The sequence below is a fragment of the Pseudomonas syringae pv. tomato str. DC3000 genome (assembly GCF_000007805.1).
GTDB classification, from domain to species: Bacteria; Pseudomonadota; Gammaproteobacteria; order Pseudomonadales; family Pseudomonadaceae; genus Aquipseudomonas; species Aquipseudomonas avellanae.
The window spans coordinates 5,485,885-5,502,583 of sequence record NC_004578.1 but is presented as its reverse complement, the minus strand read 5'-3'; the positions used below and the strand labels follow the sequence as shown (position 1 = coordinate 5,502,583).

Sequence of the window (16,699 nt, the reverse complement as noted above, 5' to 3'; positions counted from 1 at the left end):
TTCGCCGCCTGCTGAGATGAGGTTTGTAAGATACGGTGTCAGTTAATGTCAGAAAAGTCCGCGCGCACTATTTGCCTTTCGATGAAAAGCTGCCGCCAGCCTCCTGTTCGTAATGCTCGGGGATTTTGTATTGGTAGGTTTCAAGCCAGCGTTGCAGGCTCAGATCGCGTTCAAGTGGCGTGTTGCTCTGCGGTGTTGGCGATGCAGCCTTGCCGCTGGCTTGCAGTTGCAGCCAGGTTTCGGTCAGTTTCGGCCTGGTCACAGGCCGCTGGTCGCCATCGGCCCAGGCGTCGCTGGCGACAAGCAGCATGACCATGCCGCCGATTATCATGCTTTTCATGGTCGTACTCCGGTTGACTGGCGGTCTGTCTGTTCAGGCAGTGGTGCGTCACGCAGCGGTGCAACCCGCTCGACAGAGGCCAGTGGTGTGGCCTGTGCCTTGCCTATTTTTGCGGCTCGCGCCTGGGCGTCGGTGATCTGCTCGGGTGTCAGCCCGGCGCGGGAGGCCAGTTCGGCGGCTTGTGTCCAGTTGTTCTGGTAAATCAGCAGCGTGGCCAGGTTGACGGCCGCCAGCGAATCGGACGGTTTGAGTTCCATGGCCGTCAGAAACTGAAAACGCGCCTGCTCCAGCTTCAATTGATTGAGGTAGACGACGCCTAAGTCGTTGCGAATCTTTTCGTCGGTGGGTTCCAGTTTGCTGGCGGTGAGCAAGTGTTGCTGCGCCAGTGTATTGTCGCCGCGCGCTGCAGCCAGTTGGCCCAGACCGTGCTCGCCCTCGGCGGCCCGACAGGTGCCAAGCAGGCTGCGGTACAGCGGTTCGGCTTCATGACTGCCCAAAAGCCGTAATACCCGAGCCTTGCGCAAACGCACCTCGCCGAGGCTGTCCGGCATGCCTTCAAGGTTGGCGAGGCTGGCATGCAAGCGGCCTTCATCGGCCATGTTCTGCGCCAGGTTCAGGGAGAACTCCTGATCCGAGGTCAGCTTCGGGCATTGGCCGGACTGGGCCGAGGTCTGCGGCCAGAGCATGCGACCGTCGCTGGCACACCCGCCGAGCATGAGGAATCCGAGTACTGCAATTGCTGCTTTCATCAGCCGTTGTCTTCCTTGTATCAGGCGTATGTATAGAGGCGCTAACTGCCCAGCGCCCGACTTATGGCAATAAACCCGGGGCCTGCCAGCACGATCAGCAGAGCCGGGAACAGAAACACCATCATCACCACCGACATTTTGGCCGACAGTTTGGAAATGTACTCCTGCAGGCGGGTAAGGCGTCGGTCGTCGATCAGTTGCTTGAGCGTCAGCAGGGACTTCAATGCGCCGCCGCCTTGATGGATGAGCTGGTTGAGGATCACGCAGGTGTCGCTCAGCTCGTCTACGGCCAGCAGGGCGGCGGTTTTGCGCAGTTCTTCGCCCAGCTCCAGGCCGGAGTCGACGCGGGTCAATACCACGCGAATTTCATCGGACAGCACCGGCAGCAGGTCTTTGCCTTCATTGCTCAGGACCCGCAACGCCTGCTCCACTGCCATGCCCGACTCGAACAGGATGCGCAGCAGCGGGATAAACGTGGAGATTTCCACCACCACTTTTTTCTGGCGGCGTTGAGCGGCGGCGGCCAGCACCCGTTTGGGCAGCAGATAGCCGATGCCCAGTGCGAATATCGGTGCGATGAAGGGTTGCTCGATATCCTTGAAAAACAGCACTTGGGCCAGAATGACCATGCTCATCAGGGCGATGGGCACACCCACCTGGCATGCGGCAAACAGCGAGCGTTTGGTGGCACGCCGCCAGCCGATGCGGTTCAGCAGCACTTGGGTTTCCGAGTCCAGACTGATGCTGCGCTGACCGATGCGGGTATCGCCGAGCAGTCGCAACAGGCTGCCGATGCGGCTTTCACGAACCACCTGTCCCCTCAGCCGTTGTGCCACCAGGCGTTCGTTGCGGCGCTGGCGAGCCATGCCGGACAACAACAGAAAGACCGCCGCAGCAAACATAAACGTGCCCAGTACCAGTTCCATTTCAGATGCTCCTCAGCATGCGCCACAGCATCAGGCAGCCCAGCATTTGCAGGCCAAACGCCATGCTCAACATGATTCGCCCGCTGTCATCGCTCCACATTTGCAGCAGGTAATCGGGGTTCACCGCCAGGAAGTAGCCGGCCATGCTCACCGGCAGTAGCCCCAGGACGATAGCCGTCATGCGGGTTTCACCGGTCATGGCGCGCAATTGGCGACCGGCCTGCTCTCTGTCACGAATCAGCTTGATCAGGTTCTCCATCAGTTCGCTGGCGTTGCCGCCATATCGATGGTTGACCCGCAGGCCCAGGGCAAACAGGTGAAACTCGTCGCGCTCGTACAACTCGGCAAAATCCCTGACGGCATCCGGCAGGCTGACGCCCAGTTGCACATTGAGTTCGATGCGGCTCATGCCGTCCTTGAGTGGCTGGTCCGTCGCCTCGATACCGTGCAGCACCGCATCGGCCAGGGTTCTGCCGGACTTGAGGCTGCGCACGGTGTGATCGAGCAATTGCGGCAATTGCTGGATCATGCGGCGAACGCGCCTTTCATAGCGCCATGAAACAAATACCCGCACGACCAATGGGACGGCCAGCAGCATGCTGACCGCGCCGAGCCCGCCGCCCAGCCAGTAACCCAGCACGATCAATAGCGCATAGAGCGTCAACGCCAGGCCTGTGCGTTCGGTCGCCTTGCCCAGCCCGGCGCGCAGAAAGGCCCGGTCCAGGTACGACCATCCGGCCTTTTCGGCCGCCGCCGGCTGCACGTGCCCGGCAGTCAGGCGCTGCCTGACCCGCTCGCTGGCACCCTGATTGAGCGCCAGATAGAACATGCGAACGGACGCCATCAGCAACACGACTGAAATCAGGCCAAGCACCACGGATGCATGCATGCCGCCTCCTTGACCGGGTCAGTAACCGGGCCGCAGCTTGTCACCGGCGGCGTGCGCGGCCTCGCGCATGAAGCCGACCCCGGTGCGGCGATCCAGGCGGAACAAGGTGTTGGTGACGTAGATGTCATCGCGTATGCCGACCACCTCTACCACTTCGCTGACACAGCGCCGGCCGTCCGGCAGACGGGCCAACTGGATGATCACGTCCAGCGCTGCGCAGATCATTTGCCGCAGGGTTTTTTCCGGGATCAACCGTCCAGTCAGGCCGACCAGGGTTTCCAGGCGCAGCAAGGCGTCCTGCGCGTTGTTGGCGTGCACCGTGCTCATCGAGCCATCGTGGCCGGTGTTCATGGCCGTCAAAACGTCCAGTACCTCAACGCCACGGATCTCGCCGAGGATGATGCGGTCCGGGCGCATCCGCAGCGAGTTGCGGATCAGGTCGCTGGCGCGCACCTCGCCATGCCCTTCGGCATTCGGCGGGCGGGTTTCCAGGCGCACCACATGCGGGTGGCTGAGTTGTAGTTCGGCCACGTCTTCGATGGTGACCAGGCGCTGATTGTTGTCGATCAACTGGCTCAGCACGTTGAGCATGGTGGTCTTGCCTGTGCCGGTGCCGCCGCTGACCAGCACGTTGCAGCGTTTGCCCACCGCTTCCTGAAAGAACTCGAAGATGGGTTGGTCGATGGTCTGCATGGCCACCAGATCGGCGCTCTTGAGCATGTCCTTGCGAAACTTCCGGATCGACAGGCACGGGCCGTCCAGCGCAATCGGCGGAATGATCGCATTGACCCGGCTGCCGTCGGGCAAGCGCGCATCGACCATCGGCGAAGACTCGTCCAGGCGCCGACCCATCGGGGCGAGAATGCGCTGCATCACGCGTTCGACGTGATGCGAATCGATAAAACGCAGGTCGGTGTGATGCAGCACGCCATCGCGCTCGACAAACACTTTGCTCGGCCCGTTGACCAGAATTTCCGTGACCGAACTGTCGCGCAACAGCACTTCCAATGGCCCGAACCCGGTCAGCTCATCAACCAGTTCTTCGGCCAGCCGCTCCATTTCGTAACGCGAGATGGCCAGTCGCAGGCGAGCGACGTACTCAGCCACTTTATCGATGACAAATTGCGCCAGAGCCGGTCGTGAGCCTTCCAGCAAGTTTTTGCCGCTCTCTTCGATGCCATCAATGATGTAACGGTGCAGCACCAGTTTCAGGCCCTGGCCATCATCGGCCTGCCCGCTGCCGCGCGATGAGATGCCAAACAGTTTTTCCGGCATTACCTGTTCCCCCACAGCCGGGCGAGCCAGCCTTGATCGGATTTTTCATGCGTTTCGGAGTGCCGCGCCAGGTGTTCGCCAAGACGCCGCAGCCCGGAACACAGCGCGTCACGCGATGCCAGTTCAAACAGCGTCACGCCCTGATTCTTGGCATTGAGGCGCAACTCCGCAGCGAGCGGCAGCACCGAGAGCACCGGCAGGCCGAAGGTCTTGCCCAGGGTTTCCGAATTGGGCGCCACCGAGCGCAGATAGCGGTCGAGCAACAGGCCGGCGTGCTGCATTTTCATGCCTTTCTCGCGCCAATTGCTGAGCACGGTCAGGTTGCGCCGGCACCCCAGCACGCTCTGGTCGGTGTACCACAGCAACTGATCACAATGGCTGACCAGCGAACGCAGTGCTTCACTGTCCGGCTGCCCCACCAGGTTCACGATCACATGCTGAAAGTGCTGACGCAGCGCGCTGAGCAGCATGTACAGCTCGGCTGCGCTGGACTGCTCCAGATGATCGTCGGCTTCGGTGTAGGCCAGAATGCGCAGGCCGCTTTCGCTGGTGGTGAATGCGCTGTCGATCAACGTTGCATCGAGCCTGCGCAAGTGGCGCAGCGCATCGCCGAAGCTGAACGAGGATTCAAGGCCGAGCATCAACAGGCTATCGCCGCGTGGCAGGCCCAGGTCCAGCAGCAGTGTGCGTTGCCCGGTCTTGTGCACCACCAGTGCCAGATGGGTCGCGATCAAGGCGCCGTCGCCATCGTTTTGCGCGCCATACAGCACCGACAGCCCGCTCATGTTCGGGTTGGGCGTCACGGCGGGCAGGCGCTTGCTCAGGCGTCTGACCAGGCCGGCGACCTCGCTGGAGCGAGAGCCGTAGGCGACGAAATCCCGGGCTCCGGCACGCATGGCGTTGAGCACCAACTGGTTATCCATGCCGTCGCCGAGCGCAACGATGGCCAGCATCGGTTTGGCCTCCAGCGCACTCTCGATCAGGGCGCTCTGGGTCATCAAATGCTCACGGTCCAGCCCGACGAACACCACGCTGGCAAATGTCACATCCACCAACGCCAGCAGGTCGTCGAGGCTGCCGGTGCCTGCGCTGACCACCTGGCCCAATGAGCCGAGGGCACTCTGCAGCCATTCCAGATCGGTAGTGTTGCGGGTAATTGCCAGGAACGTCTGGCTCAGGCTCTGGCTCATTGCGATAACCCGTTGCTGCGGTCGAAGTTGCCTCTCTCCATAAAGAGCAGGCGCGGGAAGCTTGGATCGTAATTGCGCAGCCCCTCTCCCGGCAGCGACGGCAGTTGGGCGTTGACGGCCAGGGGCTGGACCAGGTGCGGGGTGACGATCATCAGCAGTTCGCGTTCATTGCGCTGAATTTGCGAACTGCGAAAAAACGCACCGAGAATCGGTATGTCGCCCAGGCCAGGAAACTTGTCCACAGCGCCGACGTTGCTGGAGCTGATCAGCCCGCTGACCACGAAGCTTTCTCCGTCGGCCAGCGCAATGCTGGTGTCGGTGCGACGGATGTTGAGCGCCGGCACCGTTGTGCCGGCGATGGTAATACCGGCTGAGAAGTCCAGTTCGCTGACCTCCGGTGCCACCTTGAGCAGGATCCGGTCACGTCCCACTATCGTTGGCGTCAGGGTCAGACGTACGCCGAACTCCTTGTACTCGATGGAGATGCCGTTGCCTTCGCCATTGGGCACCGGCACCGGGAACTCGCCACCGGCCAGAAAGCTGGCGCTTTGCCCGTTGAGTGCGACCAGGCTGGGGCGTGCCAGCGTGTAGGCGTAGCCGCTGTTTTCCATCGCATTCAACATGCCCAGCACCTTGCTGCTGCCACCGCCCCAGACGATATTGAAATTGCCGTTGTTCAACGGGATGCTCGGCAGGGTGCCACTCACGGTGCCCGGCGTGACGGTGACGCCGGGCACCGTGCCAGGCGCGCCAAACAGAAAGTTGTTCGAGCCTTTGCCAAAGATCGAGATGCTGGCTTCCTTGAGCCTGGTGCGGCTGACTTCGACGAAGCGGATGTCGGTCTGCACCTGGCTGGGCAACTGCGCCTCGTGGGCCTCGGCAGAAGGTGCGTTTGCACGTTCGACCATCGACGCCGTAGCCCGGCCGCGCACGAACACCATGCTCTGGCGCGGGGCGCTGGCGCAGGTGGTCCAGACCATCAGGCTGGTCGTGCCCTGAGCCACGCCGGTCAGCAGAAAGCCGTCGCTGCCGTTGACGTGCACATCGGCGATTTTCGGGTCGCCCACGGCGATGCGAGTAATGGCCACCGAAGAGCGGACATTCTGTTGAATGCCCTGATCGATTTCCATGGCGGCGGGCATCGCGGCCAGTCCCGCACAACTGCCGGACGCAGCCCAGGCTGACGACGCAGACAAGGCGGTGAAAAGTAAAACCAGCAGCCCGGGTTTTATAGCGGGCACGGAACAACAGCTCATCAAATGCAATCCTTGCTCAATCAGGGAGTTTGTTGCGTGATCTGGTTACCGCGTATCACCTCGACAGCGCGCTGTGCGCGCGTTGCGGTGCCCGGCGTTGCCGCACTGGTCGGGCTCAGGCTCAGTTGCCGAAAGCTGACCAGTTGGCGATTGGCTGAATCCAGCCGCTCGGCGGCATCGCGGCTGCCGGTTTCGCTTGCCCAGTAATCCTGCAGGTTGCTTTCTTCGGCGCTGCGCACTGCCAGGCGCAATATGCCGGTTTGCGACGCCAGCATCAGCCGCGCCAGCAATGCTTCCGGCACCGCGACTGTCACGGTTCGGGCGTTGATCCGCTGTTGTTCCTGTTTGAAGCGTTCGTCGGCGCTGATGTTCTGCACAGGTTTGCCATCGCGATCAGGGCCGAGCAGCCCTCCAACCCCGAGAATTCGCAGGGCGGGCACCACCACCTGGCTGGAGCGGCTGGGGTTGCTCGCGTCTTCAGGCAGGTAAAGCAGCACGTCCACGTAGTCGCCGGGGCTGAGTTGCCCGGATGCGCCAGTTACTTCATCCACCTGCAACGCCAGCGCCCGTTCATATGGGCGGATCATCCGTGCCAGCGTTCCTCCGGCGTCAAAGCTGCTCTCGCTGGGCCAGGTTCCGGCGGTCAGCGTCCGCCAGCTGCTGCGGCCGACAAGGCTGTCGATGCGCTCGAAACTTCCGGGGGGTGCAATCTTGAGCCGTTCAATGGCCAGGTCTTCGGCCGTGATGGGGGTGTACGCCGGGATGTCCCGGGCCAGAACCACAACGTTGTGGCGCAATGCTTCTTCGACGGGCGGGGTCACGGGTGTTTGAGCGGGTTGTTCGATGGCGACAGGCGGTGCTGACGTATTGACAACTGCCGGTACCTCAGCCGGTTTGCTGACGGCGATTCCCAGATATCCGGCAATCAACGCGCCCAGCAGAAACAGGACCGCGAGCACCAAGGTAATGCGACTGCTCATGGCAACTTTCCCTTTGTCATCGCAGGACAACTCAAACCGGTGCGGCAACTTCGCAACACCGTAACGGCGGACGACATTTCCGTCCATTATCTGACGGTAGCTGATGGCACCCAAAACGCCATTGTGCTTTGGTATAAAAAGCTTTTTGTGTGAATGACATAGCGTTTGGCCGAGTTAAACCGGGGAGGAGCCGGGCCTATCACTTTCCGGTTAATGCTTTATTGAGATTGTGGGTTTTCTGTTTGAGGGCAATGCTGGTACTGCAGGGGATACATGCGCGAAACGGTTTATTGGCGCCTTGAAGGCGCAAGGAGAAATCAGATGTTCCTTACCCAGCTATACATTAGCGTCTACACTCGTATTCAGTCTTTCCTGAAAGACAAAGAGGCCGCTTCTGCCATTGAGTACGCAGTCATTGTCGCGATGGTTGCACTGGTGCTGTTTGCAATGGTGACGCCAATGGGCACTGCAATCAAAGCAAGATTCAACGAAATTATCGAAGCGCTGGGTGGCACTGCCGCTCCGTAGTTTATGATGGTGCCCCTGAGTCCACTATCGAGATATCAACATGGCTGTGCATCCCACCCGCCAACAACTGTTGTTGGTTGATGACGAAGAGGACGCAAACGAGGAGCTTGCGGAACTGCTCGAAGGCGAGGGGTTCTGCTGCTTCACGGCGTCCTCAGTCAAAATGGCTCTGCATCAGTTGACTGCCCACCCGGATATCGCCTTGGTGATTACCGATCTGCGGATGCCGGAGGAGAGCGGCATCCAGCTGATCCGCCACCTGCGCGAACACACCTCGCGTCAGCACCTGCCGGTGATCGTCACCTCTGGCCATGCCGACATGGACGACGTCAGCGACATGCTGCGCCTGCACGTGCTCGACCTGTTCCGCAAACCCATCTACCACGTGCGCCTGATTGAAACCCTCAACAACCTGTTCCCCGAACCGAAAATCTTTCAGGTTCAGTGACGGCAGGTGATCTCTCGGTTTCTGCAGGAGCGGACCGTGCGACGCTTCGCTTGTCCGCGATCTGCCGGGAACAGGCAGCACAACCGGCCGCCGCGCTATCACCGTCACTCCACCACGCTGAATTCTACCCTCGCGGTCTGGCCGCTTTCGTCCAGGACGCTCAGTTGGTAGCGGCCCGGTTTGTTCAGGGTCGGGGTGAAGTCGTGTCCGGCGTCGGTGTCTGCCATTGGCGCGCCGTCGATGAACCACCAGCGCCGACCGCTGCCGCCCAGAGCCGAGAGTTTCAAGCGCAGAGCCTGACGGCTGCCAGCGGGCAAGCGCAGGTTGTCGCCTTCGCGCACGCCGACAATACTCAGCGGCGGTGCCTGGGAGAGGTTCTGTGGCGGGCAGTCCGGGTCGGCGGGTGGCAAGCGCGCTTCGCGTCTTTCGGCCCTGGGCAGCCAGGGCTCCAGCGGCGCAGGCCACAGCGCGATGTCTCGCGGTTGGGCATCCGAACAACTGGCACTGACACGCAAGCCTTTGTCATTGACCCAGATACGTTCCTGTAAACCCAGCCCAAGCGGTTGATCGGCGGCTTGCAGGGTCGGCGGCGTGGTGTCGTCCAGCGTCCAGGCGAAGCGCTGGCGACGGCAGTTCGGATCGCTCTTGCTCATCGGTTGCCCCAACGGCCAACAGATCGCTGCCACGCCAACGTTCAACGGCACCGCTTGCACTGGCGCAGCGATGCCGCGCTGGCTGTCGCGATTGACCAGTACATCGTGTACCTGCAGCATCAGCGGCGCAGCCGAGGCCAGGCCGAACTGGCCCGGCACCGGCGTACCGTCCGGCCTGCCGATCCACACGCCGACCAGAAAGCGCGGCCCGACGCCAATTGCCCAGGCATCGCGAAAGCCATAGCTGGTGCCGGTCTTCCAGGCCAGTTGCGGACGCTGCACCAGCTCTGCACGCGGATCAATGTCCGGGCGCGACTGGCCGCTGAGAATCCGCCGGATAATCCACGCAGCCCCCGGCGACATCATCCGCCGCTCACGCAGGCGGTCCTGCGGCTGCAACCTGACGTCGGCACTCCGCCCGCCACGGGCGAAGGCGCTGTAGCCAGCGACCAGATCTTCCAGCCGACTGCCGGCCCCGCCCAGAATCAGCGCCAGATTGGGCTCGGCCAGCGGCGGCAGGGTCAGCGGTACACCGCCATTACGCAGTTCTGCGGCGAAGCGTTTCGGGCCGTAGACCTCCAGCAACTGCACGGCAGGCAGGTTGAGGGACATCGACAGCGCAGAACTGGCAGCCACCGGCCCGCCGAACCCGGTCGAAAAGTTGCCTGGCCGGTAGTCGCCATAGCGGCGCGGCACGTCCTGCATCAGTGATTCGGAGTGGATCAACCCGGCGTCCATTGCCATGCCGTAGAGGAACGGTTTGAGCGTCGAGCCCGGCGAGCGCAGTGCGGTCACCATGTCCACATGGCCGAAACGCTTGACGTCGCTGATATCCACCGAGCCCACGTAGGCGCGCACCGCCATGTTCTCTGCCTCGACTACCAGAATCGCTGCCGAGGTGCGCTCCGGCAGCCGTGCCCGCCAGCCCATCAGCAAATCTTCCATGCGCCGTTGCAGCGGGGCATCCAGCGTGGTGCGGATCAGTGGCGGGCTGTTCGGTCGGTTCAGGCGTCGTGCCAGCAGTGGCGCCAGGCTCGGTTCCTGGCGCGGCGCCAGCCATAACGGCTCTTCCAGCGCCTCGTCGACGCTGCCTTGCGGCCACACCTGAAACTCGGCCAGACGCCTGAGAACCTTGTCGCGGGCCAACTGTGCACGTTGCGGATGACGGTCGGGGCGCAGACGGCTCGGCGCCTGCGGCAGCACGGCCAGCAAGGCTGCTTCGGCGCGGGTCAGGTTCTGTGGGGATTTGCCCAGATACGCCCAACTGGCGGCCGCCACCCCTTGCAGCGTGCCGCCAAACGGCGCGCGATTGAGGTACAGGCTGAGGATTTCATCCTTGGACAGGTGCCATTCCAGCTGCAACGTGCGCCACAGTTGGCGAAACTTGCCGGGCAGGGTTCGCGAGTGCGGGTCGAGCAGCCGCGCAACCTGCATCGACAGCGTACTGCCGCCCGACACCACGCGAGCACCCCTGAGGTTCTGCCAACTGGCGCGCACCAGCGCCAGCGGGTTCACGCCGGGGTGGCTGTAGAACCAGCGATCCTCGTAGGTCAGCAGCGCTTCAAGGTAGTAGGGCGAAACCTGCTGGTTAGTGACCGGGTAGCGCCACACACCGTTGGCATCGGCAAAGCGCCATAAGGGCGTGCCGTCTTCGGCCAGCACGACACGCGCCAGATCGTCCTTGGGCAGCGGCAACGGCCAGAGGCGATCAGCCAGCCAGAGCAGGGCAATCAGCAGCAAAACACCACCTGCCAGCCATTGGAGTTTTTGCACGAGGCGCAGAAGAAATTCAGGTTTCAACGCAAAGAGCCTTTATGATCCACGGAACCTGACACGCCTGGCGACGGCCAAAGCGGGCAGATCATTTTCTTAACGACCCCAATCAGGACGTACATATGCAGGTAGAAGGCTTTTTTGAATGGCTCGGGCAGGCCATCGGCGCGGTGATTCGCTTCTTCGTCGACGGTCTGGCGTGGTTGTTCAACGGTTTTACCCATGCTGGGGGGAATTTTGTCGATGGTTTGTCCCGCACACTGGGCATGGACACTTCACTGATCAGCATCGTCGCACTGATCATCGGCCTGATGTTGCTCTATTCAGCCGTCCGGGCATTCATGCGCGCCTCGATCATCCTCGGGATCATCTGGCTGGCGCTGGGTCTCTGGTTGCTGAGCTGGATTATTCATTGATGCGCTAACTCCGTCTCCACCTGCGGGAGCGAACCGGGCGACGCTTCGCTTGTTCGCGAAAGGAGCGACGCGGTTGGTATTTGTGGGAGCGAACTTGTTCGCGAAGGCTTTATTTCTGACGATACATCTTCAGCGGATGTACCGGCCCCTTCGCGAACAAGTTCGCTCCCACAGGTACGCATTCCAACCAACCAACCAACCAACCAACCAACCAACCAACCAACCAACCAGGCAGTCAGTCAGCGATCATTTGCCCTTTACCACCATCTGTGCGGGTGCATCACCCAGAGCCTGCCAGTTCGGGCGGTACATGGATTCCACCTGTGGCGGCGGCACGCGGTATGTACCCGGTGTGACTGCACGTGCCAGATAGAGCAGGTGCACGCTGCGGTTGCCGTCGATATCCAGCGCCGCCACGTAACGATCACCGCGATATTCCTGATGCTTGATCCCGGCGTTTTCCATCGACTCACGGATGGTTTTCACCTCTTCGCTGGCGTCTTCCAGGCTGGCCGAGCTTTGCGCCAGGTTCTGGTTTTCAAGTTCCAGACCTGCCGGCAGCAAGTCCACCACCAAGGCATCGGGCACACGCTGCTTGGCACCGATCTCCAGATGCACCAGTACCAGTTGCCCGGTTTTCAGCGCGCCGACGTTCAGCGGCGCGCCGCTCAGGCTCAGGTATTCGCGACGAATGCTCAGGTTCTCACCGCCCGCCGCAGGTGCCTGGGTCGGGTAACCCGAAACCGTCAGCTGTTGGTAGAGCGGCTCGCTGCCCTGATTGTGAACCGTAAGCGGTGAACCCAGCAGTGCACCGTCCAGCTTGAGGCCTGGCTGTTTGTTGCTCAGCTCGCGGGTTTCGGTGCCGCTGGCAATGCTGGCGGTCCAGTCCTTCTCCGGTTTGCCCAGCAGGTTGCGACCGGCGAGGAACAGCGAATTGCTTTCCTGAGTGGACAGGTAACGGCTGGCCGCGACTTCATCGGCCAGGGCAAACAGCCGCTCGTCGCGCTTGTCCTTGGCGATGTCGTTCTCTTCCAGCAATGCCAGAATCAGCGCCTGATCACGCAGCGAACTGCCGTAGTCGGCCAGCCATTCGTTCTTGCGCCCGACGGCCAGGCCTGCGGTAAGGGCCAGATCAGCGCGCGGTTTGTCGCCCATCTTCTCCAGCGCCACGGCCAGTTGCACCAGCGGCAGGCCCGAGCGCGCATCGCTGCGGCGGTCGAACAGGCTGCGCAATGCCGCAAGCGGTGCCTGTTGACTGCGTGACAGCACCAGCCCGGCGTAAGCCTGCACGGCAAAGCGGGTGTGCTCGGCGTTCTGGCTGTAATTGACCTGAATCTGCCCCGCGTCCTGCAAGTAGCGCAGCAGACGTTCATTAGCCTTCTTCAGCGAGTCCGCAGGTACGGCAAAGCCCTGATCGCGGGCGCGCAGCAGGAAGTCGGTGACGTAGGCGGTCAGCCAGTACTCTTCGTCGCTGTCCGAGCCCCACAGGCCAAAGCTGCCGTTGTAACGCTGCATGCCCAGCAGGCGCTCGATGCCGATCTCGACCTTGCGCTTGCGTTCGGCATCCGGCTCGCCGGTCAGGCCAAGACGTTTGAGGGTTGCGGCATCGGCGTACAGCGATGGATACAGGCCGCTGGCGGTCTGTTCCAGACAACCGTATGGATAGGCTTTCAGTGCCCGAATCTGTTCGCCGAGGTTCAGCGGCGGACGGCTCGACAGCGACAGTAGCGCTTGGCGACCGGCAGGCTCGAAGGACTCAAGTGCGCCGTCCGGCAGGCTCCAGGTCTGGTCGTTGAGGGTGGCACGGTAATGCTTGAGCATCGCCGGGTAGGCGGGGCGCACGCCAACGGTCCATTCGCGGGTGAAGGCGGGCAGGTTTTCACCTGGCAGCTCCAGGCCTTCCACCAGCACCTTGATCTTGCCTTGGCCCAGGCCACCTTGCGCCAATACCGGCACTTTCAGGGTGACGCGCTGGCCTTGCTTGAGCTGCAAGGGCTTGCTCTGATCGCCGCCGGGAATGCTCAACTGGCCTTCGGCGCTGATTTTTACGTCCAGCTTCTGTGCTGTGCCCGACAGGTTGGAGACGTCCAGCGCGATACTGGTCTGGTCGCCACCGGCCAGGAAGCGCGGCGTCGACAGCTCGGCGATGATCGGCGCAGCCACCACGGTTTTCGCCTCGGCCATGCCATAGCGGTCGTCGGTCCAGGCCTGAGCCATGACGCGTAGTTCGCCGTTGAAGTCAGGAATATCGACGCTGACCTCACCTTCACCGGCTTCATTGAGCGTTACCGGAGCGCTTTGCAGCGCAACGATGGTGACGCTGGTGTCCGGGCGTTTGCCGCCCTTGGCCAGCGCATCACCGCCGAACGCCATGCTCGCCAGGCGACCCTGGCCGGCTTCGATCAACTGGCCATAGATATCCAGTTGGTCAGCGCCGTATTGCTTGCGCCCGAACAGACTGGCAAACGGGTCGGGCGTGGCGTAGCGGGTGATGTTGAGAATGCCGACGTCCACCGCCGACACCAGCACTTGCACTTGTTCGGGCACGCTGCCATCGGCGTTTTTGGCGACAACCTTGAGAGTAAGCGGCTGTTTGGGGCGCATTTTTTCCGGCGCGGTAACGGTCAGCGCCAGCTTGCGTTGTGCACGGTCCAGCGGCAGGTGCAGCACACCCACGGCGCGCTTGGGCGTGACATTGGCCTTGCGTTCGCCGGGGCGTATCACCAGCGCGGTAACGTACAGGTCGTGACGCGCCCATTGCTTGTCGAGCGGGATTTCGTACGACTTGCCTTCGGCAGGCACGTCGATTTCCTTCCACCACAGCGGACCTTCGCTGGACTCGATCAGCAGGTAGCCTTTGCCAGCGGCCGGAGGGGTCACTGTGACTTTGGCGGTGTCGCCATCGTTGTAGGCCGGTTTGTCCAGCGCCAGCTTGACCTGATCCGGCCTGACCGCGCCGCCGTCGGTGTTGTCCTGCCAGCGATAACCGGCCCAGAAACGCAGGCTGCTGATCATGCCGGTGGAAGGGTCTTCCACCTCGACACGGTATGGGCCCCATTCGACCGGGAAACTGATTTTGGCCGTGGAGTCCTTGGTGATGCTGAGGGTTTCCTCGTTCAGGTTGAGGAATTTCTCGTTGAAGTGGTAGCTCCAGCCGTCATCGGCCGAGTAGTTCCAGTAGTAGTCGCGACGCTCACGGATCAGCCTGACCTTGACGTTATCCGCGGCCAGCTTGTTGCCAGTGGCATCGGCCATCACGATTTCAAACTCGGCCGGGCCGTCACCGTTGGTCTGGGCTTCGCCCTTGCTGGCTTCCTCGTCGTAGTCTTCGCCACCGGAGCTGCTGCCAAACAGTGCGCGTACGCCGGGCAGGTGCTCGGCGGGCCAGATCGGTTGCACCAGACGGCGGGTAATCGGCCGCCCGCCAGACTCTTGCAGGCTGGCTTGCAGAATCAGTTGCAGCGGGGATTTGGCCTCTGCCCACCGGGTTTGCACGGAGAGCGTCGAGTGGCCTTCGGCATCGAGGGTGACGGGTTCAACCTCCATGTCATGCTTGAGGTCTTCTTCGGTGATCGAGCCGAACTGATAGCCCGGCAGTTTGGCCACCGCTTCGCGCAATGGACGCACATACACCTGACCGGTCAGGGTGTTGCCCGACGCAGGCGCGCCATACAGGTAGCGGCCGGTGATGTCGAACTCGGGGTTGTCAGCAGGCGCGACAGGCGCGTCGCTGCCTTTGAGTTCCAGAGCCAGACGCTCAGGCAGGAAGTCTTCAACCTTGAACTCGTAAAGCTGAGGCTTGCCGTCGCCCAGGTCGAACACCAGTTGCCAGCGCCCGGTCGGGGCTTCTTCGGCAAGTTGCAATTGATACTGGTAGAAGCCACTGCTATCGGCTTCCCAGACAAACTTGCGGCTGACCTGATCGTCGGGGCGGCGCACTTCGACGGTGATCGGTTGTGGTTTGACGTTTTTGCCGTCGCTGTCACGCAGCAGACCGTTGAGCAGCACGGTTTCGCCGGGACGGTACAGGTCGCGCGGGCCGAAAATGAAGAATTGCAGCGGGTGCGCCTGCGGGCCGGAAATGTCGAACTCGGCCAGATCCAGCGCCGAGCTGTTCAGGCGCAGCATGCTGGTCTGTTCGTCTTTGTGCGCCAGCACCACTGCAGCCTTGGCGGGCAACGGCAGTCGGGCGTGGCCGTCGCTGTCGGTTTTGCCTTGCGCGACGACCTTGCCGTTGTCGTCGTACACATCCACGCTTACGTCGCCCAGAGCCTTGCCGCCCTCGAGTGCCTGGGTGAAGACATCCAGACGATTGCTGTAACGGTGCACCGACAGGCCGATGTCGCTGAGGGTGAGCAGGGTGGCCGGTTGCGAGTAGCTGTAAGTGCCGGATGCGCGCATGACCGCGAGGTAAACGCCCGGTTGTTGCAGCGCCTTGATGCCGGCAATCGGCAGCAGCACGGTTTCGCGGGTGTTGCGCGCAGGCTTGAGGTCGAAGCGGCCGCCGTAGACCAGATCGGCCATAGGCAGCAGTTCTTCGGAGCTGTAGCTGGACAGGCTGGATGCGCCGTCCCACTGGGCGAGGAAGTTCGGCATCGCGTCGGGTTTGACCCGGAAGAATTCGACATCGACCTTGTCGACGTTCAAGGCGATGACCGGCAAGCCCTCGGCCAGACGCGTCGGCAGCAGGCTGCCACGACTGGCGAAGCCGACAGTGGGTTGCAGGTCGCGGGTTTCCAGGCGGCTGATGTATTCGGCCGCGAGCTTGGCCTTGTTGACCGCCAGCAGCCCGGCATCGACCGTCAGCACAAGTTTGCGCTGCGGCTCCAGATGGCGCAGGCGCAACTCCATGAGGTTGTCCGACAGCTCCCAGGCGCCATCGACCTTGCCGTTCTTGCTGTCCACCAGATGCAGTTTTTCAGCAAACTTCTGCTCCGGGTCCAGCGGCACAGAAAAACTCACCGACAGCGTGCTTGCGCCGTCTACCTGAATTTCCGACACATCGATGACCGTCAGTTCACGGCCTGCATAACGCTTGCTCAGCGCGGCTAGGTCGACTGCGGGCCTGGGCTTGGTATCGGCAACCGTTGCCTGGGTGGTGGGTGCCGTGGCGGGCGCTGGTTTATCCGGGGTAGACGAATCACAGGCGCTCAGCAGCGCGAGCGCGCAAGCCAGAAACAATCCTTTGTTTAACATAGGTGCACTCATCGGCAACGGTTGAGAGAGCGCGACTATATAACACTCGTGATGACAAGTATTACTGTCAGATTGACAAG

At 62.0% G+C, this 16,699-nt stretch carries 12 protein-coding genes and 3 pseudogenes; 5 read left to right on the top strand and 10 right to left on the bottom strand.

The window, feature by feature from the left end; genetic code table 11:
* Window positions 1-67: 67 nt before the first annotated feature.
* The 8 genes from PSPTO_RS25110 to cpaB are packed head-to-tail and all read right to left on the bottom strand — an operon-like array spanning window position 68 to window position 7,605.
* On the bottom strand, window positions 68-340 hold the full coding sequence (locus PSPTO_RS25110; protein ID WP_005763174.1) for a DUF3613 domain-containing protein: 273 nt from the start codon (window positions 338-340) through the stop codon (window positions 68-70).
* Entirely contained in the window at window positions 337-1,089 is a 753-nt protein-coding gene (locus PSPTO_RS25105; protein WP_011105206.1) for a hypothetical protein, read from the bottom strand. Before PSPTO_RS25105 ends, PSPTO_RS25110 begins: the two co-directional genes overlap by 4 nt.
* 41 nt (window positions 1,090-1,130) lie before the next feature.
* The gene (locus PSPTO_RS25100; RefSeq protein WP_005763178.1) at window positions 1,131-2,015 is read right to left on the bottom strand and encodes a type II secretion system F family protein; all 885 of its coding nucleotides are present in this window, start codon (window positions 2,013-2,015) and stop codon (window positions 1,131-1,133) included.
* Window position 2,016: 1 nt separating this feature from the next.
* Window positions 2,017-2,904, bottom strand: a complete 888-nt coding sequence (locus PSPTO_RS25095) for a type II secretion system F family protein (RefSeq protein ID WP_007244655.1) — start codon at window positions 2,902-2,904, stop codon at window positions 2,017-2,019.
* An 18-nt stretch (window positions 2,905-2,922) separates the two neighbouring features.
* Window positions 2,923-4,179 carry a CpaF family protein gene (locus PSPTO_RS25090; RefSeq protein ID WP_005763182.1) on the bottom strand — a complete coding sequence of 419 codons (1,257 nt, stop codon included), beginning with the start codon at window positions 4,177-4,179 and terminating at the stop codon, window positions 2,923-2,925.
* Window positions 4,179-5,369 (bottom strand): AAA family ATPase, encoded by a 1,191-nt coding sequence (locus tag PSPTO_RS25085; RefSeq protein ID WP_007244656.1) that lies wholly within the window; start codon window positions 5,367-5,369, stop codon window positions 4,179-4,181. Before PSPTO_RS25085 ends, PSPTO_RS25090 begins: the two co-directional genes overlap by 1 nt.
* Window positions 5,366-6,625, bottom strand: coding sequence for a type II and III secretion system protein family protein (locus PSPTO_RS25080; RefSeq protein ID WP_005763186.1), 1,260 nt, complete (start codon window positions 6,623-6,625; stop codon window positions 5,366-5,368). The genes PSPTO_RS25085 and PSPTO_RS25080 overlap by 4 nt, the downstream gene beginning before the upstream one ends.
* 20 nt (window positions 6,626-6,645) lie before the next feature.
* Window positions 6,646-7,605, bottom strand: a complete 960-nt coding sequence (gene cpaB, locus PSPTO_RS25075) for a Flp pilus assembly protein CpaB (RefSeq protein WP_230692073.1) — start codon at window positions 7,603-7,605, stop codon at window positions 6,646-6,648.
* A gap of 321 nt (window positions 7,606-7,926) precedes the next feature.
* Between cpaB and PSPTO_RS25070 the strand changes: the two genes are divergently transcribed.
* Complete coding sequence (locus PSPTO_RS25070) at window positions 7,927-8,133, top strand: Flp family type IVb pilin (RefSeq protein WP_005763190.1); 207 nt, start codon at window positions 7,927-7,929, stop codon at window positions 8,131-8,133.
* Window positions 8,134-8,173: 40 nt separating this feature from the next.
* The gene (locus PSPTO_RS25065) at window positions 8,174-8,581 is read left to right on the top strand and encodes a response regulator (protein ID WP_005763193.1); all 408 of its coding nucleotides are present in this window, start codon (window positions 8,174-8,176) and stop codon (window positions 8,579-8,581) included.
* A gap of 104 nt (window positions 8,582-8,685) precedes the next feature.
* Here the strand turns inward: PSPTO_RS25065 and pbpC are convergent, their stop codons facing one another.
* Window positions 8,686-11,034, bottom strand: a complete 2,349-nt coding sequence (pbpC, locus tag PSPTO_RS25060; RefSeq protein ID WP_011105204.1) for a peptidoglycan glycosyltransferase PbpC — start codon at window positions 11,032-11,034, stop codon at window positions 8,686-8,688.
* A 95-nt stretch (window positions 11,035-11,129) separates the two neighbouring features.
* On the opposite strand from pbpC, the gene PSPTO_RS25055 reads away from it, so the two are divergent.
* From PSPTO_RS25055 to PSPTO_RS30730, 3 genes and pseudogenes are all read left to right on the top strand, one after another.
* Window positions 11,130-11,423, top strand: coding sequence for a hypothetical protein (locus PSPTO_RS25055; RefSeq protein WP_002555356.1), 294 nt, complete (start codon window positions 11,130-11,132; stop codon window positions 11,421-11,423).
* Window positions 11,424-11,501: 78 nt separating this feature from the next.
* Window positions 11,502-11,654 (top strand): annotated as a pseudogene (locus PSPTO_RS30735) (PT domain-containing protein); the annotation flags it as partial.
* Window positions 11,608-11,796: pseudogene (locus tag PSPTO_RS30730) on the top strand (PT domain-containing protein); the annotation flags it as partial. The pseudogenes PSPTO_RS30735 and PSPTO_RS30730, both read left to right, overlap by 47 nt.
* Here PSPTO_RS30730 and PSPTO_RS25045 read toward each other — a convergent pair.
* Window positions 11,736-16,619: pseudogene (locus tag PSPTO_RS25045) on the bottom strand (alpha-2-macroglobulin); the annotation flags it as partial. The pseudogenes PSPTO_RS30730 and PSPTO_RS25045 sit on opposite strands and share 61 nt — an antisense overlap.
* Between the last annotated feature and the right edge of the window lie 80 nt (window positions 16,620-16,699).